This is a genomic window from Novosphingobium sp. BL-52-GroH (assembly GCF_044813085.1).
Classification (GTDB): Bacteria; Pseudomonadota; Alphaproteobacteria; order Sphingomonadales; family Sphingomonadaceae; genus Novosphingobium.
Genome location: NZ_CP171152.1, coordinates 759130 through 781167 on the forward strand (window position 1 = coordinate 759130; position 22038 = coordinate 781167).

The 22038-nt window shown below is 68.4% G+C and carries 24 protein-coding genes; 10 read left to right on the top strand and 14 right to left on the bottom strand.

The genetic code is table 11. The annotated features are described in order from the left end of the window. Positions 1–29: 29 nt before the first annotated feature. Positions 30–2510, bottom strand: coding sequence for an ATP-dependent helicase HrpB (gene hrpB / locus ACFFDA_RS16200; RefSeq protein ID WP_404481748.1), 2481 nt, complete (start codon positions 2508–2510; stop codon positions 30–32). A 159-nt stretch (positions 2511–2669) separates the two neighbouring features. Between hrpB and ACFFDA_RS16205 the strand changes: the two genes are divergently transcribed. Next, on the top strand, positions 2670–4598 hold the full coding sequence (locus tag ACFFDA_RS16205) for a putative bifunctional diguanylate cyclase/phosphodiesterase (RefSeq protein ID WP_404481750.1): 1929 nt from the start codon (positions 2670–2672) through the stop codon (positions 4596–4598). A 79-nt stretch (positions 4599–4677) separates the two neighbouring features. Here the strand turns inward: ACFFDA_RS16205 and ACFFDA_RS16210 are convergent, their stop codons facing one another. Next, a complete protein-coding gene (locus tag ACFFDA_RS16210) occupies positions 4678–5442 on the bottom strand; it encodes an energy transducer TonB (RefSeq protein WP_404481752.1) in 765 nt (254 codons plus the stop codon). A gap of 104 nt (positions 5443–5546) precedes the next feature. After that, positions 5547–6563: a polyprenyl synthetase family protein gene (locus tag ACFFDA_RS16215; protein WP_404481753.1), complete on the bottom strand. Its 1017-nt coding sequence runs from the start codon at positions 6561–6563 to the stop codon at positions 5547–5549. A gap of 178 nt (positions 6564–6741) precedes the next feature. On the opposite strand from ACFFDA_RS16215, the gene ACFFDA_RS16220 reads away from it, so the two are divergent. Further along, a complete protein-coding gene (locus ACFFDA_RS16220) occupies positions 6742–7092 on the top strand; it encodes a chorismate mutase (protein ID WP_404481755.1) in 351 nt (116 codons plus the stop codon). Positions 7093–7301: 209 nt separating this feature from the next. Here the strand turns inward: ACFFDA_RS16220 and ACFFDA_RS16225 are convergent, their stop codons facing one another. The 4 genes from ACFFDA_RS16225 to ACFFDA_RS16240 form a co-directional block, all read right to left on the bottom strand. Beyond that, complete coding sequence (locus ACFFDA_RS16225) at positions 7302–7505, bottom strand: hypothetical protein (protein ID WP_404481756.1); 204 nt, start codon at positions 7503–7505, stop codon at positions 7302–7304. Positions 7506–7596: 91 nt separating this feature from the next. Next, positions 7597–8916, bottom strand: a complete 1320-nt coding sequence (locus ACFFDA_RS16230) for a sensor histidine kinase (protein ID WP_404482770.1) — start codon at positions 8914–8916, stop codon at positions 7597–7599. 94 nt (positions 8917–9010) lie between these two features. Then, on the bottom strand, positions 9011–9688 hold the full coding sequence (locus ACFFDA_RS16235) for a response regulator transcription factor (RefSeq protein WP_007684487.1): 678 nt from the start codon (positions 9686–9688) through the stop codon (positions 9011–9013). 106 nt (positions 9689–9794) lie between these two features. Then, on the bottom strand, positions 9795–10100 hold the full coding sequence (locus tag ACFFDA_RS16240; RefSeq protein WP_404481758.1) for a PepSY domain-containing protein: 306 nt from the start codon (positions 10098–10100) through the stop codon (positions 9795–9797). Positions 10101–10321: 221 nt separating this feature from the next. Between ACFFDA_RS16240 and ACFFDA_RS16245 the strand changes: the two genes are divergently transcribed. Beyond that, positions 10322–12100, top strand: coding sequence for an ABC-F family ATP-binding cassette domain-containing protein (locus ACFFDA_RS16245; protein WP_404481760.1), 1779 nt, complete (start codon positions 10322–10324; stop codon positions 12098–12100). A gap of 119 nt (positions 12101–12219) precedes the next feature. Here ACFFDA_RS16245 and ACFFDA_RS16250 read toward each other — a convergent pair whose 3' ends face one another. Further along, positions 12220–12714 (bottom strand): DUF6456 domain-containing protein, encoded by a 495-nt coding sequence (locus ACFFDA_RS16250; protein ID WP_404481761.1) that lies wholly within the window; start codon positions 12712–12714, stop codon positions 12220–12222. A 93-nt stretch (positions 12715–12807) separates the two neighbouring features. On the opposite strand from ACFFDA_RS16250, the gene ACFFDA_RS16255 reads away from it, so the two are divergent. From ACFFDA_RS16255 to ACFFDA_RS16265, 3 genes are all read left to right on the top strand, one after another. Further along, complete coding sequence (locus ACFFDA_RS16255) at positions 12808–13380, top strand: helix-turn-helix transcriptional regulator (RefSeq protein WP_404481763.1); 573 nt, start codon at positions 12808–12810, stop codon at positions 13378–13380. Between the two features lie 13 nt (positions 13381–13393). After that, positions 13394–14617, top strand: a complete 1224-nt coding sequence (locus tag ACFFDA_RS16260) for a glycosyltransferase (RefSeq protein WP_404481765.1) — start codon at positions 13394–13396, stop codon at positions 14615–14617. 85 nt (positions 14618–14702) lie between these two features. Beyond that, entirely contained in the window at positions 14703–15068 is a 366-nt protein-coding gene (locus ACFFDA_RS16265; RefSeq protein ID WP_404481767.1) for a putative quinol monooxygenase, read from the top strand. A gap of 105 nt (positions 15069–15173) precedes the next feature. Here the strand turns inward: ACFFDA_RS16265 and ACFFDA_RS16270 are convergent, their stop codons facing one another. The 4 genes from ACFFDA_RS16270 to ACFFDA_RS16285 are packed head-to-tail and all read right to left on the bottom strand — an operon-like array spanning position 15174 to position 18097. Continuing rightward, positions 15174–15608 carry a nuclear transport factor 2 family protein gene (locus ACFFDA_RS16270; protein WP_404481769.1) on the bottom strand — a complete coding sequence of 145 codons (435 nt, stop codon included), beginning with the start codon at positions 15606–15608 and terminating at the stop codon, positions 15174–15176. Positions 15609–15634: 26 nt separating this feature from the next. Continuing rightward, positions 15635–16189, bottom strand: coding sequence for a VOC family protein (locus ACFFDA_RS16275; protein WP_404482771.1), 555 nt, complete (start codon positions 16187–16189; stop codon positions 15635–15637). A gap of 2 nt (positions 16190–16191) precedes the next feature. Beyond that, the gene (locus ACFFDA_RS16280; RefSeq protein WP_404481771.1) at positions 16192–17520 is read right to left on the bottom strand and encodes an SRPBCC family protein; all 1329 of its coding nucleotides are present in this window, start codon (positions 17518–17520) and stop codon (positions 16192–16194) included. Between the two features lie 31 nt (positions 17521–17551). Continuing rightward, a complete protein-coding gene (locus ACFFDA_RS16285) occupies positions 17552–18097 on the bottom strand; it encodes a nuclear transport factor 2 family protein (protein ID WP_404481773.1) in 546 nt (181 codons plus the stop codon). A 196-nt stretch (positions 18098–18293) separates the two neighbouring features. Here ACFFDA_RS16285 and ACFFDA_RS16290 point away from each other — a divergent pair, with 196 nt between their 5' ends. From ACFFDA_RS16290 to ACFFDA_RS16300, 3 genes are all read left to right on the top strand, one after another. After that, entirely contained in the window at positions 18294–18983 is a 690-nt protein-coding gene (locus tag ACFFDA_RS16290; RefSeq protein ID WP_404481775.1) for a TetR/AcrR family transcriptional regulator, read from the top strand. 138 nt (positions 18984–19121) lie between these two features. Beyond that, positions 19122–19808 (top strand): SDR family oxidoreductase, encoded by a 687-nt coding sequence (locus ACFFDA_RS16295; protein ID WP_404481777.1) that lies wholly within the window; start codon positions 19122–19124, stop codon positions 19806–19808. Between the two features lie 11 nt (positions 19809–19819). Next, the gene (locus ACFFDA_RS16300; RefSeq protein WP_404481779.1) at positions 19820–20278 is read left to right on the top strand and encodes a nuclear transport factor 2 family protein; all 459 of its coding nucleotides are present in this window, start codon (positions 19820–19822) and stop codon (positions 20276–20278) included. Positions 20279–20341: 63 nt separating this feature from the next. On the opposite strand, the gene ACFFDA_RS16305 is transcribed toward ACFFDA_RS16300, so the two are convergent. Further along, positions 20342–21115 (bottom strand): SDR family oxidoreductase, encoded by a 774-nt coding sequence (locus ACFFDA_RS16305; protein WP_404481781.1) that lies wholly within the window; start codon positions 21113–21115, stop codon positions 20342–20344. A 101-nt stretch (positions 21116–21216) separates the two neighbouring features. On the opposite strand from ACFFDA_RS16305, the gene ACFFDA_RS16310 reads away from it, so the two are divergent. Next, positions 21217–21624 carry a winged helix-turn-helix transcriptional regulator gene (locus tag ACFFDA_RS16310; RefSeq protein ID WP_404481782.1) on the top strand — a complete coding sequence of 136 codons (408 nt, stop codon included), beginning with the start codon at positions 21217–21219 and terminating at the stop codon, positions 21622–21624. Positions 21625–21659: 35 nt separating this feature from the next. Here ACFFDA_RS16310 and ACFFDA_RS16315 read toward each other — a convergent pair whose 3' ends face one another. Next, on the bottom strand, positions 21660–22010 hold the full coding sequence (locus ACFFDA_RS16315; RefSeq protein WP_404481784.1) for a pilus assembly protein: 351 nt from the start codon (positions 22008–22010) through the stop codon (positions 21660–21662). Positions 22011–22038 lie beyond the last annotated feature (28 nt).

Here is a 22038-nt window from a genome sequence, read left to right on the forward strand (position 1 = left end):
CCCGAATCGTGCCCGAAATCAAGCGCGAATCATTCCTTGCGGCCGCCATCGCCTTTCGTGCGCTCGAACGCGTTGCGGGTCTTGAGGCTGGGGTCCTCGGTCCAGGGCTGGTCCGGCCAGCGGTGGCGCGGGTAGCGGCCCTTCATGTCGCGCTGCACGTCGCGCCACGAGCCGCGCCAGAAGCCCGGCAGGTCGCCGGTGGTCTGGATCGGGCGGCCGGGAGGCGAGGTCAGCTTGAGGAGCAGGGGCTGCGGCGGCTGGCCGAAGCTGGGGTGGCGGTCGAGCCCGAACAAGGCCTGCACCCGCACTTCGACGGAAGGGCCGCCCTCGTCCTCGTAGTCGATCGGATGGGTGGTCCCGGCGGGGCTGCGGAAATTGGGCGGAGCCAGGCGTTCGAGCGCCTGCTGGTCGTCCCAGCCGAGGCGATCGCGCAAGGCCTGCGACAGGGCCGCGCCGTCGAGCGCATCCAGGCGGCGGGTCAGCAGCGGGCCCAGCCACTCCTCGAGGTCCGCCAGCAGCGCCTCGTCCGAAAGCGCGGCGATCCCGGCATAGCGCGCCCGGCGCAGCAGCGCCTGTGCGCCCTTGCCGAGCGGCACCAGCGACAGGCCCTTCGCGCGGATGCGAGCGATGAGGAAGGCGCGGATCGCGTCGGGATCGGGCGACGGATCGGGCCCGGTGGCGAGCGTGATCGCGCCGAGCCGGCGTTCGAGCCGCGCCTCGACGCGGGCATCGTCGTCGTTCCAGCGCAGCACCGTGCGCCGCTCGATCATGTCGGCCAGCCAGGCCTCGACTTCGGCGGTCTCCAGCGAGGCGCCCGAGAGGATGCGCGCGCCCTTGGCCTGCCCTTGCGCATCGCCGATCACGATCCAGTCGCGCGAGGCGAGCGGTGAGGCGGGGTCGAGCACGTAGCCCCTGCCCCCGGCGCTCAGCCAGGTCTCGCCCGAACCGTCGCGGCGGCGCGCCAGCATGTCCGGGCGGCCGAGCGCGAGCAGGATGCCGGGCGGCACGTCTTCGGCCGCGCTTGGGGCCGACACCATCCCCTGCGCCCGCCGCGCCCAGCCCTGGGCCAGCTTGCGCGAGGCCTGCGCGCGCGGCGACCGGTCCGCGTCCCAGCGCGAGAGGCGCTGGACGAGGTCGTCGCTGCGCCCACCGAGGCCGCGTTCCTGGAGCAGCAGCGCAAGACGCGCGGCGACGTCGCCGGCGCCCAGTTCGCTCGCGCGCAGGATCATCGCCGCCTGCGCGGGGTCCATCGGCAGGCTGGCGACCTTGCGGCCGAACGCGGTGATCCGCCCCTCCCCGTCGAGCGCACCCAGGGCGGCGAGGCCCTTGCGCGCCGCGTCGAGCGCCGGGACCGGCGGCGCATCGAGCCACGCCATCGCGGCGGGATCGCCCGCTCCCCACTGCGCCAGCGTCAGGGTCAGGGGCGCGAGGTCGCTGGTGAGCATTTCGGGCGGGTCGAACTCGGGCCGGCCGGCGTGCGCGGCCTCTTCCCACAGGCGATAGGCCGTGCCCGGCCCCTGGCGCGCGGCGCGGCCGGCGCGCTGGGCGGCCGAGGCGCGGCTGGCGCGGTGGGTGACGAGGCGCGTGACGCCTGCCCCCTTGTCGAACTCGGCGCGGCGGGAAAGGCCCGCGTCGACGACGACCGAGACGCCGTCGAGCGTCAGCGAGGTCTCGGCGATGGCGGTCGCCAGAACGATGCGGCGGCGGCCTTCCGCATCGCGCCGGATCGCCGCGCGCTGGGCCGCCGGCTCGCACTGGCCGTGGAGCGGCAGGACCAGCGCCGAGGGCAGCTTCTGCGCAAGGCTTTCCGCCACCCGCTCGATCTCGCGCACGCCGGGAAGGAAGGCGAGGATATCGCCCGTCTCCTCGCGCCAGGCGGTGAGGAGCGCGGTGGCCATCGCCTCCTCGATCCGCCGCTCGGGCGCGTGGCCGAGCCAGCGGACGGCGAGCGGCCAGGCCTTGCCGGCGCTTTCGATCACCGGCGTGCCTCCTTCTCCCTCGCCCCCCAGCAGGCGGGCGAAGCGGGTGCCGTCGATGGTCGCCGACATCACCACGATCCGCAGGTCCTCGCGCAGGACGGCCCGGCTCTCGACCGCCAGCGCAAGGCCGAGGTCGCTGTCGAGATGGCGTTCGTGCGCTTCGTCGAACAAAACCGCGGAGACCCCGGAAAGCTCGGGGTCGGAGAGGATCGTCGCCACGAAGATCGCCTCGGTCATCACCAGCACCCGCGTCTTCGCCGAGCGCTTGACGTCGAGGCGGGTGAGATAGCCGATCGTCCCGCCGGCCTGCTCGCCCAGCCCTTCGGCCATGCGCTCGGCGGCGGCGCGCGCGGCGACGCGGCGGGGGGAGAGCAGGATGACGGTGCCGGTGCACCAGTCCTCGCCCAGCAGCGCCGGGGCGAGCGCAGTGGTCTTGCCCGCGCCCGGCGGCGCGATCAGCACCGCGCCGGTGTTCTCGCGCAGGGCGCCGAGCAGGTCCGGCAGGACGGCATGGATGGGAAGCGTGGTCACGCGCGCTCCCTTAACTGCCTAATCGATCCGCGCAAAGCCATGGGTCGAGCCGGCACCGCAACAGATCAATCCGCCTGCCGCGTCCACTCTTCCTAAAGACTTATGCACCTAAGACACACGCTCCGCCTCCTGCCCGTCAACTGTACGCAGATCCGCATAATGCATCGCGCCGGCCAGTATCCCCTCAGCGTCGCTCAGTACCTGCGACTGCGTGAGCACATACCGCCGCTCTACGGGCTGCTGTCGGTCAATGCCGCCGTGCTGGCCTTCACCCACCGGAACCTGGCACCGCCGCTGCTGGTCTACATCTTTCCCGCCATACTCATCGCCGCCTGCATGATCCGCATGATGACGTGGATGCGGCCCGTCACGGCGGACGATCTCGATCCGGCGATCGCTCGCAGCCGCCTGCACCGCACGTTCGGCGTCGCGGTCGTGCTGGCGCTGGCCTTCGTCGCCTGGGCGCTCTGGCTCGACCAGTACGGCGGCCCCTACGAGCACGGCCACGTCGCGGTCTTCGTGTCGGTGACGGTGCTGGGCTGCGTGTTCTGCCTCAATTTCCTGCCGCTGGCGGCGGTGGCGGTCTGTGTCACCGTGCTGGGCACGTTCCTGGCCTATTCCCTGTGGATCGGCACCGAGGTGCTGATCGCGATCGCCTGCAACATCGTCCTGGTCGCCGGCCTGATCCTCAAGGTCCTGCGCGATTCGTACTGCTCCTTCGTCGATCTCGAGACCTCGCAGCGCGACCTCAACCTCGAGCGGCGCCAGGCCCAGGCCCTCGGCGAGGAGAACGCCCGGCTCGCCCAGACCGATGCGCTGACGGGCATGCCCAACCGCCGCTACTTCTTCGCGACGCTCGAAAGTCTCCTCCTGCGCAGCGGCCCCGAAGATGCCTTCAGCGTCGGGCTGATCGACCTCGACCGCTTCAAGCCGGTCAACGACACCCACGGCCACGCCCAAGGCGACCGCCTGCTCCAGGTGATCGGCGGGCGCATGATGGGCCAGTGCCCGGCCGACGCGATCGTCGCGCGCCTCGGCGGCGACGAGTTCGGACTGATCGTCATGGGCGGCCCGAAGCAGGCCGAGCGCATCGCCAACGATTTGTGCAAGGCGATCCGCGAGCCGGCCCGCATCGGCGAGGTGATGATATCGGTCGGCTGCTCGGCGGGGCTTTCGGTGTTTCCCGACACCGCCACGACGGTGGACTTGCTGTTCGATCGCGCCGACTTCGCGCTCTACCACGCCAAGAACCAAAAGCGCGGCCAGTGCGTGCTGTTCTCCGATAAGCTGGAACGGATGATCCGAACCGAACAGGCGATCGACGCCGCGCTGCAGGGAGCGGACCTTGCGAGCGAGTTGTCGCTGGTGTTCCAGCCCATCGTCGCGACCGAGGACCTCGATCCCGTCGGCGTGGAATGCCTGGCCCGCTGGCATTCGCCGCGCCTGGGCCAGGTCGCGCCGGAACTGCTGATCGCCGCGGCGGAGCGACTGGGTCGCTCGCGCGACGTGACGCTGACCTTGTTCGACCTGGCGCTCGGCGCGCTGGCTCGCCTGCCCGCGTCGCTGCGGGTGTCGTTCAACCTGTCGGGCAACGACATCTGCAACCCCGGCACCATCGACGCGCTGCTGGCGCGCATGTCGGCGGCGGGATGCGATCCCCGCCGCGTGCTGATCGAGATCACCGAATCCTCGCTCATCTCCGAGTTCGACAAGGCCAGCAGCGCGCTGGAACGGCTGCGCGAGACGGGCATGCGCATCGCCCTCGACGATTTCGGCACCGGCTATTCGAGCCTCTCCTCGCTGCACCAGCTCCCGCTCGACATGGTCAAGATCGACCGCAGCTTCGCCACCCGGCTCGACGAGGCGGCCGGCCGCCGGCTGATAACCGCGATCCGCCACCTCGCGCGCTCGCTGTCGCTGGAATGCGTGATCGAGGGGATCGAGACCGAGAACCAGCTTGTCAGCGCGAGACTGGCCGGCTTCTCGCTCGCCCAGGGCTACTTCATCGCGCGCCCCATGCCGCTGGACGACGTGCTTGCCCGGCTCGCCCGGCAGCCCGGCGCGGAAATGTGGAGCGTGGCGGGGTGAAGCTCGCGTCGTCCCGCACCCGATCCGGGACCGTGGGGTACTCCGTCAGGCGATAGCCGGAACGGTTACCCCGTGCATTTCATCCCGCCTGCCGCACGCCGTAGTCGATCCGGATGCGTACCCATTCGCCCAGTTGCGGCTTGCCGTTGATGCGCGGCGGCAGCACCTGGAACTGCCAGGCGGCGTTGAGCACGGCGCGGCCGAAGCCGGAGCCACGGGGTGATTCGCCCAGGATCTGGCAGTTTTCGACGCGGTAATGCTCGATCGTCTGGCAGGCGATCATGCCCCAGCCCTCCGGCGGGCGCTTGGCGGGCAGATAGCCGCCGAGCTGGGCGTCGGTGGGCTCCTTGTACCAGTCCGCATTGTAGAGCGTCGCCCCGCCCGGGCCTTCGCCCGGCCCGTACGTCGAGCCGCTGTTGCCCCCGCCGGCCGAAGGGGAGCCGCTGCCGGGGCTCTTCATCGCGCCGATGTCGGCGGCGGCCATGTCCGAGCGCGAGACCTTGAGGAACGAGAAGGCGGGCTTCTCGGTCGGCACCGGCGGCTTTTCGACGGGTGTGACCGGGGTTTCGACGCTGACCTGGTCCTGCTTTGGCAGGTCCTTGTCTTCCTTCTGCGCCTGCTTGGCCTTCTCGGGCGATTTCTGGCCGCTGTCGGCGTCCTCGCCCTCGACGTTGAAGGTCACGGGATTGCGTGCCTTGTCGCGCATCGGCGCCACCGTCGTCTGGTAGAGCGCTATCAGCAGGGCAATGACGATGATCGCCGCGGAAAGCAGCGTCGAGATCAGGCGTTGGCGGGGCGAGCCGGGCTGGTAGCCCGTGGCGACCCGATCTGCATCGGAGGGCATGGCGCGCCTCAATAAGCGAGCCGGGCTCGCACCGCAATTACCGCAATGTTGCAGAGTGTCGCAAAAACGACGCCTGCCCGGCGACGGAGTTCACTACCGGATGTTCAGTACCGGCGGGCCACCGCGAACTCGACCGCCTCGCCCATCGCGGCACGCGCCTCGCCCGCCGGGAAGCCGGCGATCGCGTCGATCGCGCGCTGGGCGTAGAGGCGGGCGCGCTCGCGCGTCGCTTCCACGCAGCCATGGCGGTTTATCAGGGTGACGGCGTGGGCGAGGTCCTCGTCCTCGGTGCGGAAGCCGGCGATGGCTTCCTCCCAGAACTTGCGCTCCTCGGCATTGCCGCGCGCATAGGCCAGGATCACCGGGAGGGTCATCTTGCCCTCGCGGAAGTCGTCGCCCTTGTCCTTGCCCGATTCGCTGCTTTCCGAATCGTAGTCGATCGCGTCGTCCACGAGCTGGAAGGCGATGCCCAGGTTCCGGCCGTAGGCGTCGAGCGCCAGTTCCTCGGCGTCGCTCTTCTCGGCGACGATGGCCGGGATGCGGGTCGCCGCGGCGAACAGCGCCGCCGTCTTCGAGCCGATGATCTGGAGGTAGTGCTCCTCGCTCGTCTCGATCCGGCGCTGCGCGGTCAGCTGGTCGACTTCGCCCTCGGCGATGATCGAGCTGGCCTTGGAGAAGATCTTGAGGACCTTGAGGCTGCCGTCCTCCACCATCAGCTCGAACGCCCGGGTGAACAGGAAATCGCCCACCAGAACCGTCGCCGGATTGCCGAAGACGATGTTGGCGGCGGCCTTGCCGCGCCGCATGTCCGAACCGTCGACGACGTCGTCGTGGAGCAGCGTGGCGGTGTGGAGGAACTCCACCGCGGCCGCCAGCTTGTGGTGACGCGTGCCTTGGTAGCCGCAGAGCTGCGCCGCGGCGACCATCAGCATCGGCCGCATGCGCTTGCCGCCACCCGAGATGAGGTGTCCGGCCAGGGCCGGTATCAACGGAATTTCGCTCTGCATGCGGTCAAGAATGACGGCGTTGACGCTGTTCATACCGGCCGCGGTGAGCGCCAGCATGGGAGCAAGGGAGGGCTGGGGCCTGCGGGAACGCAGGGCGACGACATCTGCACTCATTGCCCCGCGCTTTGGGCGCAAGGCGCCGCCAACGCAAGTGCAATTGCCACGAAATGGTGGATCGACCGGACTGCCTGAACCCGTGCTTGACTCATGCGGCCAAAGTCGTGCCCGCTCTGCCGCCAGGCTCCGAGCCATCTGGCAGAGCCCGCCCGCCCGTGCTAGCGAGCGAGCCCATATGACCCAGGACACATCTCTGGCCGCTGGCCCGGCCACCCCCCCGTCGACTGGCCCGGCAACCGGCGCACCCGACCCTGTTCTCGCGGGCTACCGCGCCAGCATCGACAACATCGACGCCGCGCTGATCCACATGCTCGCCGAGCGCTTCCGGATCACCAAGGCGGTGGGCGAATACAAGGCCAGGACCGATCTCCCCGCCTCCGATCCCGGCCGCGAGGAGCGCCAGATCTCCCGCCTGCGCGCACTGGCCGAAGACGCGCACCTCGACCCCGATTTCGGCGAGAAGTTCATCCGCTTCATCATCGACGAAGTGATCCGCCACCACGAGCGGGCCAAGAACGAGGCCTGAAACCCTCTTCGTCATTTCGGGCGCGGCAAAGGCCGGGCGAGGCGAACCAGGGTGGCGTAGACCGCCAATGGATCGCCTCGTCGGGCTCGCAGTGACAATTCAGTGTAAAATCATCCCGCAACAGGGACTTGGGGTGACGAGGGCCCACGGCCTGCGCGCGGCCCCTCCAGCACCCTGCGGGTGGTCCCCCCTCCCCCGGCGGGGAAGGATCACTCCTCCACGAAATCCTGCAGGCGCGCCATCAGCGTCTGGATGCGCGTCGCCGCTTCGGTGAAGGTCTTCACGTCCTCGCGGTTGCCGTTGCCGCGGGCTTCCTTCGCGGATTCGAGATAGCCTTCGAGATCGACCTCCAGCGCATCGACCAGCATTTCGATCTCGTCCGAGGTCAGCGGGACGTTGATGGTCTTGGACATGAAAACTCCTGAGTGTGCAAAGCGCCGCACTTGAGCATGATCGGCACCGACGGCAACCACATGATGGCGGTTACCCCCAAAATGGTATCGGTTACCCCGCGATGCGCGGCAACCGCAGCTTGACCAGCAGGCCGCCCAGGTCGTCGCTTTCCTCGAGCTGGACGGTGCCGCCGTAGATTTCCACCACGTCGCGCACGATGGCAAGGCCCAGGCCCGTGCCGGGCTTGCCGGTATCGAGCCGGGCGCCGCGATCGAAGATGCGGATGCGCTCGGCCTCGGGAATGCCCAGGCCGTCGTCCTCGATCCAGATCTCGCAGAAGCGGCTATCCCGCTCGCCTGCGTCCACCGTCACGAAGACGCTGCCGCCGCCGTACTTGGCGGCATTCTCGATGAGGTTGCCGAGGATTTCCTCGAGGTCCTGCTTCTCGATGGCGACCGTCACGTCGCGCGGGCCGTCGAGGTCGAAGCGGGCCTGGTCGTAGAGCCGCTCGACCGCGCGCAGCACCGCCTCCAGGCTGGGCCAGACCTCGGCCCGCGACATGCCGACGGCGCGGCGGCCCACTGCCCGCGCCCGCGCCAGGTGGTGATCGACCTGCCGGCGCATCACCGCCGCCTCGCGGATGACGGTATCGGCCAGGTCCGGCGCCTTGGCGGTGGCGGCGTTCATCACCACCGTCAGCGGCGTCTTGAGCGCATGGGCGAGGTTGCCCGCATGGGTGCGCGCCTCCTCCGCCTGCCGCTCGGTATGGGCGAGCAGGGCATTGAGTTCGTTCACCAGCGGCTCGACCTCGCGCGGGAGCGGGTCGTTGACGCGCGCGGCTCCGGTGGTCCGCAGCTTCTGGATCGCGCGCCGCACATGGCGCAGCGGGAACAGCCCGTACCAGGTTTGCATCCCCGCCATCAGCAACAGCCCGAAGCCCAGCGCCACGAAGCTGTAGACCAGGATCGAGCGGATCATCTTGATCTGCTCGTTCAGGTCCTTGCGGCTGGCGGCCACGGTGAACATCCACTGGGTGTTGCTGCCCGGCAGGATGATCGAGCGTTCCAGCACGCGCAGGGGCTCGCCCGCGAACTGGTCGCTGTCGTAGACGTGGGGCTGCGCGTCGAAGTGGCCGGCGGGCACGGCAAGGCTGCGGTCCCACAGCGAGCGCGAGGGAAAATCCTCATGCCCGGTGGCGCGGATCTGCCAGTAGAGGCCGGAATTGGGCTCGAGGAAGCGCTGGTCGCCGAGCGGACGGATGAAAAACACCTCGCCGTCCGGGCCGATCTCGGCCGAGCCGATCATGCCGGTCAGCATGTAGCCAAGCTGCTCGTCGAAGTTGCGCGTGACGATGCCGGTGACGGTATGGTCGAGCGCCAGTCCGCCCGCGAGCAGGAGGAACGAGATCCACCCCGCCGCGATCAGCATCATGCGCCGCGCCAGCGAGCCGGTCGAAGCCGGCCGGCGCGCGGCCGCCGCGACCGGCGTCACGGTCGGCGGCGCCGCGCTCGCGGGTATCGCGGGCTCAGCCGCGGCCGGGTTCGGCAGGATCGTCGAGACTGTAGCCAAGGCCGCGGATCGTCGTGATGACGTCGGCACCCAGCTTCTTGCGGATGCGCGTGACGAAGACCTCGATCGTATTCGAATCGCGGTCGAAATCCTGATCGTAGATGTGCTCGATCAGTTCGGTGCGGCTGACCACCTTGCCCTTGTGGTGCATCAGGTAGGACAGCAGCTTGTATTCCTGCGCAGTCAGCTTGACCGGCTCGCCTGCCAGCGTGACGCGGCCCGAGCGGGTGTCGAGACGGACGCCGCCGGCGGTCAGTTCGCTGGAGGTATTGCCCGAGGCGCGGCGGATCAGCGCGCGCAGGCGGGCGATCAGTTCCTCGGTCTGGAAGGGCTTGGCGAGATAGTCGTCGGCGCCGGCATCCAGCCCGGCGACCTTGTCCGACCAGCTGTCGCGCGCGGTCAGCACGAGGACCGGGAACGTGCGACCCTCGCGACGCCACATGCCGAGCACGGTCAGCCCGTCGATCTCGGGCAGGCCGAGGTCGAGGATCACCGCGTCGTAGTCTTCGGTCGAGCCGAGGAAATGCCCGTCCTCGCCATCGGTGGAGAGGTCGACGGCATAGCCGTTCTGCTCCAGCGTGGTCTTGAGCTGGTTGCCCAGGGTGGGCTCATCCTCGACGATCAGGATGCGCAATGGTTCGTCCTCCCTTTATGAACGGGCACGAGATGGGCTGAAAGGCCGTAAGCGTCAAGCGACGGACCGCCGCCAAGGTTCCCCGCGCCGGCCAGGCGCCCCGGCATCAGCGGCTTTGCCCGATGATCCGCCCGGTGCGGGCATCGACGTCGACGAAGTAGACCTTTCCGTTCTGGATGAACTTGAGCCGGTACGCCATCGCCGCCGGGTCGTATTCCGGGCCGAGGTACTGCATGCCGGACATGCGCGGGATCACCTCGCGCTCGATCTCGCGCAGCGGACGCACGTTGCCGGCACGGCGTTCCCTGCGCACTTCCCCCTGCTCCCCGCCGGAATCGGCCTGGGCTGGAAGGGTGCTCGCAAGCAAGGGAAGCAGGGCGAACGCTGCGAGAGGAGCGGTAAACCTTTTCATCACGGCTTCGGTGCCTAATTCCCGAGCGTTGAACAAGTCCTGAATGTCCCGATCCCCATCCAGAACCTGATCGGGGATCGCGGGCAGTCACTTCGGTCCGAGCTTTACCCCCGGGCGCTGCAACGCGACCCATCGCCTCGAGCACGGCCGGCGATCCAGCGTCAGGTCCGGGACGACGCGGCGCTTGCCCTGCCCCCTCCCCCACCTGTAGGGGCGGCGCCATGGCACTCGCACCAATTCTTAGCTGGGAAGGCCTCGGCCTTGTCCAGGGCAATGGCTGGCTCTTCCAGAACCTCGACATCAACATCGGTCCGCGCGACCGGCTGGCGCTGATCGGGCGCAACGGCGCGGGCAAGACGACGCTGCTCAAGCTCATCGCCGGGATCGTCGAAGGCGACAAGGGCACCCGCTCGGTCCAGCCCGGCACCCGCGTGGTGACGCTGGAGCAGGACCCCTTCTTCACCGGCTTCGACACCCTGCTCGACTTCGCCATCCATGGCGACGACGCTCCGCCGCGCCATGAAGTCGAAGCCATCGCCGACCAGCTCGGCATCGACCTCGCGCGCGAGGCACACAGCGCCTCGGGCGGCGAGCGCCGCCGCGCCGCGCTGTGCCGGGCGCTGGCCTCCGAGCCCGACCTGCTGCTGCTCGACGAGCCGACCAACCACCTCGACCTCGCCGCGATCGACTGGCTGGAGTCCTGGCTCCAGCGCTACAACGGTGCCTTCGTGGTCATCAGCCACGACCGCACGTTCCTCACCCGCCTGACCAATGCGACGCTGTGGCTCGATCGGGGCGGCATGCGCCGCAAGGACATAGGCTTCGGTGGCTACGAGGCCTGGGAAAACGAGGTCTATGCCGAGGAGGAGCGCGCCGCGCAGAAGCTCGATGCCAAGCTCAAGATCGAGGCGCACTGGCTCGAACGCGGCGTCACCGCGCGGCGCAAGCGCAACCAGGGCCGCCTCGCCAAGCTGTGGGAGATGCGCGCCACCCGCGCCGCGATGATGGGCCCGCAAGGGTCCGCCAAGCTCGCCGTGGTGGCGGACGACAGCAAGACCAAGTCGGTCATCGTCGCCGAACACGTCACCAAGCGCTTCGGCGACCGCACGGTCATCAAGGACTTCAACTTGCGCATCCAGCGCGGCGACCGCATCGGCCTGGTCGGCGCCAACGGCTCGGGCAAGACCACGCTGCTCAAGATCCTGACCGGCGAAATGGAGCCTGACGAGGGACAGATCAAGCTGGCCAACACCCTCGACGCCACGGTGATCGACCAGCAGCGCAGCCGCATGAGCCCGGACCTGCGCATCCGCGACGTGCTGGCCGAAGGCGGCGACTGGATCGACGTGGTCGGCGTGAGGAAGCACATCCAGGGCTACCTCAAGGACTTCCTGTTCGACCCCAATCTCGTCGAGGCCAAAGTCGGCACGCTGTCGGGCGGCGAGCGTTCGCGCCTGCTGTTCGCGCGCGAGTTCGCCAAGACCTCGAACCTGCTGGTGCTCGACGAGCCGACCAACGACCTCGACCTCGAAACGCTCGACCTGCTCCAGGAAGTCATCGCCGACTACCAGGGCACCGTCCTGATCGTCAGCCACGACCGCGACTTCCTCGACCGCACCGTCAACGTGACGCTGGGCCTCGACGGATCGGGGCACATCGACGTGATCGCAGGCGGTTATGCCGACTGGGAAGCCAAGCGCCGCGAACGCACGGCGGGGGCTGCGAAGAAGAAGGCCGAAACCGCCCCGCCGCCGCCGATGCCCGCCAAGAAGGCGAAGCTCTCGTACAAGGACCAGCGCGACTACGAACTGCTGCCCAAGCGCATCGAGGAATTCGAGGCCGCGATCGCGCGCGACGAGACGGCCCTGTCCGACCCCGCGCTCTACACCCGCGAGCCGACGAAGTTCGCGGCACTCACCGCTGCGATAGAAAAGGCCCGCGCCGACAAGGAAGCCGCCGAGGAACGCTGGCTCGAACTGGCCGAGCAGGTCGAGGGCTGATCGTCGTCCAACCCCGTCGTCCCTCGGACCTGATCCGGGAGAACAGGGTTGGCGCACCGTAGGCCACTACGGCGCGGCGTTCCTGTGCAAGCTTGCGAGACACGGCCCACGGCCCCGGATCAGGTCGGGGACGACGGGTCTCCTCCGGGAACCCGGTAGAAACCCGCCACCCGGTCGAGCGCCAGGCCCAGGACCAGCTTGCCGCTCCGCACCGGCCAGCGGAGCGCCTTTTCCGCCGCTGGCAGTCCTTCGCCGGCACAGGCCACGCGCCACAGCACGTCGGCCAGGCCAGGCCCGGCAGCGGCGAGCGCGCCGTCGAGGCGCGCGCGTGCCGCAAGCTGGCGCTCGCCGGGCGTGAGTTGCCCGTCGCCGCTCCCCGATACGCGCACCGGGTCCCAGCGCATGGTCACGCTCGGCGCCAGTTGGGCACGCTCCCAGTCGGCGCGCAGCTGTTCGCCGGCCGCATATTGCCGGTCGGAGAGGTGTCCCCGCGCATGAAGCCAGGTGAGCGGCGATTCGGCGAGGTTCACGGTCACGCTGCGCCCGCCCCGGCGGGGCCCGCTCTGCCCCGGTCCCTCGGCCGTCAGTTCGCGTTCCACCCATTGCTGCCTCATGCCCGTCACCTCCCGAATTACCTGGGCTGGAGGCTTGCCAAAGCGGATTGCCTGTAGGAAAGCGAAAAAACCAGATCGGTTAGGGGCGCCGTCATGATAAACCGCATTCGCGACATCCGCCTGCAGAAGGGCTTGACCCTGGCGGACGTGGCGCTCGCCTGCGATCCGCAGACGACGGCGCAGACCATCGGCCGGCTCGAGACCGGCATGCGCAATCTCTCGCTGGTCTGGATGAACCGCATCGCCGCCGCGCTCGGCGTCGAGCCCGAGACGCTGCTGCGGAGCGAGACGATCCAGCCGGCACGGATCGTCGCCGCGCTCGGCCGCAAGGGCGCCGAGCCGATGCGCACGCCGATCGAGGCGGTCCTGCCCAACGCGCTTTCCGCAGACGTGCCCTGGCTGGTGCTCGCGGTCGAGGCGTCGGTCGGCGAATACCGCACCGGAGACCAGGTCTGGCTGCGCCAGCACCCCTTCGCCGAGGTCTCGAATCTCCTCAACCGCGATGTCCTCGCCCCCCTGCCCGGCGGCGCCTTCGCGTTCGGACGGCTCATCGAGGCTGGCGGCGATACCGTCGCGCTCCTGCCTCCGGCCAGCGGACAGGACCGGATCGCGGTGGAACATCCGGCGTGGGTGGCCGTTGCCGAAACGCTGGTCCGGAAACTCTGAAGGCGCACGCCCCTTGCACATCCTCTCGATAGCCACGCTGTTCCCGAACCCGGTAAAGCCCTCGTTCGGGGTTTTCGTCGGCAACCAGATGCGGGCGGTCGTCGCCAGCGGCGAAGTCCAGTTGACGATGGTCAGCCCCGTCGGCGTGCCGCCCTGGCCGTTGTCCCTGCGCGAACCCTATGTGCGCCTGAAGGACATTCCCGAGGTGAGCGATGCGGCAGGCCTGTGCGTCCATTACCCCAAGTTCACCACCTATCCCAAGGTCGGCGGGGATACCAACCCGGCGCGCATCGCCCGGGCCGTGCTGCCACTGGTGCGCCGCCTCCACGCCGAAAGACCGTTCGACCTCGTCGACGCGCAGTTCTTCTTTCCCGACGGGCCGGCCGCGGCAATCATCGCGCGGGAACTGGGCCTGCCGCTGACGATCAAGTCGCGCGGCGCGGACATCCACTTCTGGGGCCAGCGCCCGCGCGCGCTCGACCAGATGCGCCGGGCCGCCAATCAGGCGACGGGACTGCTCGCGGTCAGCCGGGCGCTGCGCGAGGACATGATCGCGCTGGGCATGCCGGCCGACCGGATCGAGATCCACTACACCGGCCTCGACCGCGAGAAATTTCACCCGATCGAGCGCGGCGCCGCCCGCGCGCTGGTCTCGGCCATGCCCAATTTGCAGATTTCCGACGAAGGCCCGCTGGTGGTGACGCCCGGCGCGCTGATCCCGCGCAAGGGCCAGGGCCTCGTGATCGAGGCGCTGGCCCGCCTGCCCGACGCCCGCCTGGCCCTGGCCGGCACCGGCGAGGACGAAGCCCGGCTCAAGGCGCTCGCCAGGCGCCTGGGAGTGGAGGAGCGCGTCCACTTCCTCGGCCTGATCGACCACGAACTGCTTCCCCACGTCCTGTGCGCCGCCGACGTGCTGGTGCTGCCGTCCGCCAGCGAGGGCCTCGCCAACGTGTGGATCGAAGGCCTCGCCTGCGGTACCCCGATCGTCATCCCCGACATCGGCGGCGCGCGCGAGATCGTCAGCGACGAGAACGCCGGCCGCATCGCCGCGCGCACGCCCGAGGCCATCGCCTCGGCCGTGAACGACATTCTCGCCCGCCCGCCCAGCCAGGCCGACGTCGCCGAGCACGTCAGCCGCTTCAGTTGGGGCGTCAATGCGCACAACATAGTGCGGTTCTGGAAAGGCGTGCTGGGCCAGGCCGATACCCTGGCGGTGGACGAGGCGCGCTCGGCCTGACGGCGCACCTGCGCAAAGTGCCAGCGGCGCGGTTCCTGCCCCCGCACTAGCCTGCTCTCCACAAGACCGAGAGAGGATCATTTCCATGCGCATCATCGTGGCCGGCTGGCTGCGCTTCGCTGGCGACGAGAGGACCTGCGCCGAAATCATCGTCGGAGGCGCCGCGCACATCGCCGCCGCCCGCGCCGAGCAGGGCTGCGTCGCCTACAACTGGGCGGTCGACCCGCTCGAACCCGGGCAGGTCCACGTCTACGAGGAATGGGAAAGCGAGGAGGCGCTGCTGCAGCACTTCGCCGACCCGGCCTACCTCGACATGCGCGGCCACCTGGAAACCTACGAGCTGACGGGGTTTCATGTGCAGCTCTACACCGCCAGTGGCATCGAGCCGGTCTACGACGATGACGGCTGGCCGCGCCGGGAGATCTTCGGGGTGAGCCTCGGTTCGCGCTGAGGTGTGGCACGTAGGTCGTCCCGGACGTGCTCCGGGACCGCGGCGTACCGTCGAGGCGGCGGCCTTGCCCACGGTCGCGGGGCGCGAGCCCCGGACAACGGCAGCTTACCCCTCCAGCGGAATCAGGAAGTCCATCGTGTAGCGCGTGGCCTTCCACCCGGCAGCGGTGCGCACCACGTCGAAGTAGTAGCGCCCGTTCACGGTGATGCCGCCGCCCGCCTTGTACTTGCCCATGCCGATGACGTAGGCCCGGATCGAGGCGGTGTCCCCCGCATAGGCGGTGATCGCGAAGTTGGTGAGATAGTGGGCATGCGCCGCCATCGCCGCGAACGTATCCTCGAAGAACGTGCGGATCTCGCCATGCCCGACGAGGCTGGGGAAGCCGATCCCCGAAAGATCGAACACCGCATCCTCGACGAACACGTCGCAGATGCCGTCGAGGTCGTGCAGGCTGTCGACCGCGTGGGCGTACGAGACGAGCAGGTCCTGGATCGCGAGACGATCTTCGATGGGGCATGTCGCGATGGGGCTGGCGGTCATTCGGGAAAATCCTCCGGGCAAGTCGATTATCGTGCCGCGGCGGGAAAGCCGGGGCGGATGGGGTCGGTGACGCCGTCCCATCCGTTCGCGGCATCGGCGATGCGCGCGAAGAAGTCGCCCTGCAGCGGGCTTTCCTCGATCAGCTCGATCATGCAGCCGATCGCGGCGCTGGTGTCGATGTAGGCGAAGCGGAAGCCGCCGAAGCTGCCTTCGACCGCGGGCAGGAAACCCCGGTCGACGTAGCCGGCGTAAGCGCCGTCGTAGTCGCCGGTGTAGATGGCGAGATGGTGGAAGCCGCCCTTCCCGCGCGCGATCGTGTCGCGATAGGCGGACGGGCTGTCGCAGTGCTGCTGCACGAGTTCGATCTGCACCCCGCCCGACTGGGCGATCGCCACCGAGAAATCGAGACCCGAGACCATGCGGCCGCGGTAGTCGTATTCGTCGATCACGACATGCGGGACGTGCAGGAACGGCCCGATCCCGGTGGTCCGCACCCAGTTCCTGCAGGCGCTCTCGATGTCTTCGACCATCAGGGCGACCTGCATCACATGGGGACCGGGAACACCGGGAACGGGTATCATCGTCAAGCCGGCCGCTCGCCCTTCACGTAGTCGTCGAGCAGTTCGTGGAAGCGCTGGATGCGCTTTTCCTGGCCGGGCAGGTTGCAGCCCTTGAAGCCGCGCGAATTGAGGCCCTGCTGCTGGGTGGTGCCGATCGAGAGGTCCTGGTCGGCCACGTAGCCCACCGAAACGCCGTCGCCGTAGACCGAGTGGCGCGCCACCGCGTCGTGCTCCAGCGGCAGCATGCCGAGCGGAGTGAAGACCTCCGTCATGCCTTCCACCGGCGGATAGAGGCACCAGTGCTGGAACACGCACTTTTCCGGATCGGTCGGGTGCGGTTCGGTGCGCAGGACCTGTAGCTGCTCCGGGCTCATGGTGAGCGTGAGGTTGGGGAACAGGGTGCAGTGGAAGTAGTCGACCAACTGCTGGTCGGACATGTCGTTGTAGTTGGTGTAGCCTCGGCCCGGGCCGAGGCGGCGCTTGGCCTCGATCACCGCTTCGCGCAGATCGCCGGTGCGGCCGTTGTATTCGTCCGGGTCGATGTCCCAGGCACGCGCCACCTCGCCAAGCGGGGCAGGAACCTCGGTGGTGTGGTAGTCTACGCGGGTGGTGGCCTGATGGCCCTTCATCCACATCGAGTTGTGGCCCGAGGGGTACATCTCGAACAGCGTGTCGGGCAGACCATCGTTGATGAAGGTCGCCAGTTCCGGGTGGATCGTGGGGAGGTGGTAGCTCTCGTTGAAGTTGTCGCGGATGATCTTCCAGTTGAAGTCCGCGTCGGCCGAGACCTTGAGCACGCGCACCCAGTTGTCGACGCCGTAGCCCTTGAGCCGCTCGGGCAGCGGCGCCATCCACTCGTGCAGCGGAGGGACGTCGTCGTCCATGCACCAGAACACGAAGGGGCCCCAGGTCTCGCAGCGCAGTTCGGAGAGGTGGACCCGGCCGCAGGGGGTGCCGCCCTCGAAGTCGTCGGGGTCCTGGACCTTGGCGAGGGTGCCGTCGAGGTCGAAGGTCCAGCTATGGTAGGCGCAGGTGATGCGCATGACGCTGGCCTGCTCGCCCACGATCAGGCGGTTGCCGCGATGCGGGCAGGAATTGTAGAACGCCTTGATGGAATCGTCTTCCTGGCGGACCATGATGACCGATTCCTTGGCGAAGTTGTGGCGGATGATGTCGCCCGGCTCCTCCAGTTCGGCGATGAGGCCCCCCAGGTGCCAGACCTTGGGCCACAGGTTCTTCATCTCGCCGTCCATCCACTCCTTCGAGATGTAGCGGTCGGCGGTGATCGGGTCGCCGCGCACCGCGATGTCGAAGTCGGGCGAGTAGCGTGAGGCTGTGGACTGGATGTTCATGGATTGGTTCCTGATTCCTGTGCGGGGCGCGTCAGTGAGACGTCAGTTCCTGGAAACGTTGCTGGCTGGGGTCCTCCCCGCGGCGCCCGCCGCGGACCACGCCGGACGTGGCGAGAAAATCGAGCGAGCCCGGGTCGTCGATCGACCAGTCGGTGACGAGCAGGCGCCGGACGATGCGCCATTCACCCTCGCGGCAGGCGTAATCGTCGAGATAGCGGCCGGCGATGAACAGATCGCGGGGGCTGCCGTCCTCGCCGCGGGTGGAGTGCCAGGCCTGGAAATACCATTCGCCGCTCGCCGCATCGCCGTCGATCGCGATACGGGACTGGCCGAGCATGTGGTGGCTGCCGCCCATGTCGCCGAGGAAGCCTTGCGCGAAATCGACGAATTCGTCGGCCGTGCCCTTCATCAGGCCACAGTCGACCACGGCGTCGTCATGGAAGGCGCTGCGCTGGAGCACCGGGTCGAGCCGGTCGAGCCCGCGCATGTAGCGGGCCGCGGCGTCGGCGATGTCGCGACGGGCGGCAAGGTCGCGGACCTCGGCTTCAAGATCGAAATGCGCGCGCTTAGCAGTCATGCCTTGTCACTCTCCCGTACCCGGGCCGAGCGCGTCTATCCTTGCGCACTCTTGCCCGTCAGCAGTCTATCACAAATAAACCGACTCAACTGCCGGTTTTTTATGCTACCATCCGGCCCGCTTGCTCACCTGCGACTTTTGCTAGGTGGGATCGGCAGCGACAGGACCGACAAGCGGTGGAGCGTGGGGAGAAACGATGAAGACGCAATCGCTGCAGGATCGGATGCTCGCTGCCCTCATGCCCGAGATGCATGCCGAGCCTCCCGAAAAGTGGCAGCAGCGCAAGAGCGCCCTGATGCGCGAGCGGCTGGTCTCCGCCGCGATCGACTGCCTGGTCGCCGGCGGCTATCCCGGCCTCACCACGGCCGCCGTCGCCAGTGCCTGCGAGGTTTCCCGCGGCGCCATGCACCACCATTTCCCCTCGCGCATGGAGCTTGTGTCGGCGGTGGTCGACCACGTCGTCTACCATCGCATGCGCACGTTCCTCGCGGACTACTTCGAGGCCGTGGCCCGGCGCCGGCCGGACGAGCCGATGATCGAACTGGCGGTCGACGCGCACTGGCGCTCGGTACAGACGCGCGACTATGCGGCCTGGGTCGAGCTGGCGCTGGCCGCGCGCACCGACGGCGAACTCGCGGCGATCTTCGAACCCGCCGCGCGGCGCTACGACGCGATCTGGACCAGCGAGATGATCGAGGCCTTCCCGCAATGGGGCGAGGGATCGGGGCGCGAGCACTGGGACAACCTCAAGCTGGCCAACGACTTCACCAGCGCGATCCACATGGGGATGCTGCTCCAGGCTTCGGTCTTCGGCACCGGCGAGCGCCTCGAACGCCTGCGCCGCTTCGCCGCGCGCACCATGCAGCGGCTGAGCGAGGAGCGGTGATCGGCGGGGCACGCGTTCTCTCCAAAGTCACAGGTGTTCGGGCCGCCGCGCTCTTCCAGAACACCCCTAGATAACGATTCGAAGCGGCGAGATCGTAACGCGCCGGAAAACCTGAATCGAAGGAAGGAAGGAAACCTGATGGCGAACGTGGCAATCACCGGAGCGGGGCGCGGCATCGCGTTCGAACTCGTCAAGCAGCACCTCGAGCGCGGCGACCGGGTCTTCGCCCTCGTCCGCAATCCCGACGGCGCGACCGACCTCGCCACCCTCGCCGCCTCGTCCGACGGCAGGCTGACCGTCCATGCGCTCGACGTCGCCAGCAACGCCTCGGTCACCGCCGGTGCCGCATCGACCGGCGACGCGCCGATCGACGTGCTCTACAACGTCGCCGGGGTCGGAGGACGGAGCGAGGCGCAGTTCGGCGCGATCGACTGGGACGACTTCGACGAATCCATCGAGATCAACCTCAAGGGCCCGCTGCGGGTGCTCGATGCCTTCCTGCCGAGGCTCGGATCGGGTTCGAAAGTCATCAACTTTTCCAGCCAGCTCGCCGCCTCGACCTGGCCTTATGGCGGTTACTGGCCCTATGCGGCGACCAAGGGCGGGCTCAACCGCCTGATGCGCTCGGTCGCGTTCGACCTCAAGGATCGCGGGATCGTCGTCGGCCTGATCCATCCCGGCTATGTGCAGACCGACATGGGCGGCCCCAACGCCGAGATCACCCCGCAGGAAAGCGCCTCCTCCATCATCGCCCTCGCCGACGGCTGGGCGCTCGAGGACACCGGCGAGTTCTACAAGTGGAACGGCGAGAAGCACCCCTGGTAAGGAGACCGGCGATGGCATTCACCGGCCCGCTGGAGGACCGCATCCTCATCCGCGAACTGCTAGACACCTATGCCCACGGCGTCATGACCCGCGACGCCGAGGCCTGGGCCGCGACCTGGGCGGACGATGCCTTCTGGGCTCTGCCCGAGTTCCCCGACCTGGGCGGCTTCACCGGCAAGGAAGCGATCGTCGCGGGCTGGGTGGAATCGATGAAGCACTACGGCCTGGGCGGCGCCGGGCCGGACGGGACGGTGGCGCGGCCGATGGTCTACGTCGCCCACCCCGGCGAAATTCGCGTCGAGGGCGACCGGGCCTCGGCGATCTCCTATACCTCGGAGATCTTCGAGGACCCGGCCACCGGCAAGACCCGCCGCCTGCGCGGCCGCTACGTCGACGAACTGGCGAAGATCGACGGGGCCTGGCTGTTCACCCGCCGCGAATACACGACCTTCGACGCACGCGAGGATTGAGCGACCCGCAAGAGGATTGAACAACACCGTCGTCCCGGGCTCGACCCGGGAAGACGGTTGCCCTCAAATCCCCAGTTCGTCGAACATCTGCATCGATGCTCCCGTCAGATGCCCCAGGATTTCGGCCTGCTTGCCTTGCGCTTCGCTGAAACGCAGCGGCTTGACCCGCTCGACCAGCACTTCGCCCGGCGTGGGCTCCTGCGCGAAGAGCGACAGGACTTCGGCGGCGAACTCTTCGAGCGGCTGGTAGCCCTCGCGCGTGCTCTGGCCGGGCGTGAGGTCGGTCTGCACCGCCGGCGGCGCCAGTTCGATCACCTCGACGCGGCCCGCCAGCATTGCGCGCAGCGACTGGGTATAGCTATGCATGGCCGCCTTGGTCGCGCTGTAGGTCGGCGTGCCCGACAGCGGCACGAAGGCGAGCCCGGAGGTCACGTTGACGATCGCACCGTCGCCGCGGGCGACGAGATGGTCGACCAGTGCGTCGATGAGGCGGATCGGGCCAAGCAGGTTGGTGACGATGGTGGCTTCGGCATCGGCGAGGTCGCGCGCCCGGTCGAGCCGCTCGTAGCGCATGATCCCCGCATTGTTGACGACGACGTTGAGCGCGGGAAAATCGGCCAGCACTTGCTTCGCGAAGGCCGCCACGCCCACGGCACTTTCGACGTCGAGCACCAGCGCATGCATGTTGTCGCGCCCGGCGCAGGCCGCCTGCAACGCCTCGAGCCGGCGCCCGGCGACGATCACGACATTGCCCTGGTCGTGGAAGCGATGCGCCAGCGCCTCGCCGATGCCCGAGCCGCCGCCGGTGATGAGGATGGTGTTTCCGGTCGTTTTCATGGGGGCCTCCTTGGTTGACGCGAACGATGTAACCCCTCACACTCGATCGGAAAGAAGGCACCCGAAAGATTTATACTCACCCAAAAGAGAGTGACCCTCCGATGGAGACCGAAACTGCGCCCATGACCACGCCGCCGCTCCAGGGGCCCGCCTGCGCGGACATCGACCCGCGCGTCGAGGCGCTGGTCACCGAACTCATCGGCCGCGTCGCCGACAAGTGGACGATGATCCTGCTCGAGGTATTCGAGGAGCACGGGCAACAGCGCTTCACGCAGATTTCCCGGCGCGTTCCCGAGATCAGCCAGAAGATGCTGACGCAGACACTGCGCCGCATGGAGCGCGACGGCATGATTACCCGGCACGTCCACGCCGTGGTGCCGCCGCGCGTCGACTACGCGCTCACCCCGCTAGGCTCCAGCCTGAGCGAGGCTTTCTGCGGCGTATGGATCTGGGCCGCGGCCAATCTCGACAAGGTCGAACGCGCGCGCGAAGATTTCGACGCGCGCTGAACGTGTCCTGTTCAAGCGGCACCGGCCCCACACCCCTACCCGAGCATGGCGCGGAAGATTTCCAGGGGACCGCGGCGAACCGGCCGCTCGGCGACGTAGTGGATCGGCACCGCCTTGCCCTCGATCAGGTCGGCGACGCTGATCTCGTTGCGCAGCGCGATGCCGCAGCGGTCGGCGCCGCGCCAGCGGACCTGGCCCTTGAGGACATGGCCGCCAATCTCCAGTTCGATCGCCGTGCCGCGCGGCGGCGGCGCCTCGACGGTCGCAAGCACCCCGCGTGACGAGGCATTGGTCAGCGTCACGTCCGCCGTCCTGTTGCCGATGCGCATGGTCGCATTAACCGCGACGACCGTGCGAGCGAGCATGCGTTGCCTGTGAATGAACATACCAGCCGTCCCCTAGCCAGAGCTGGAA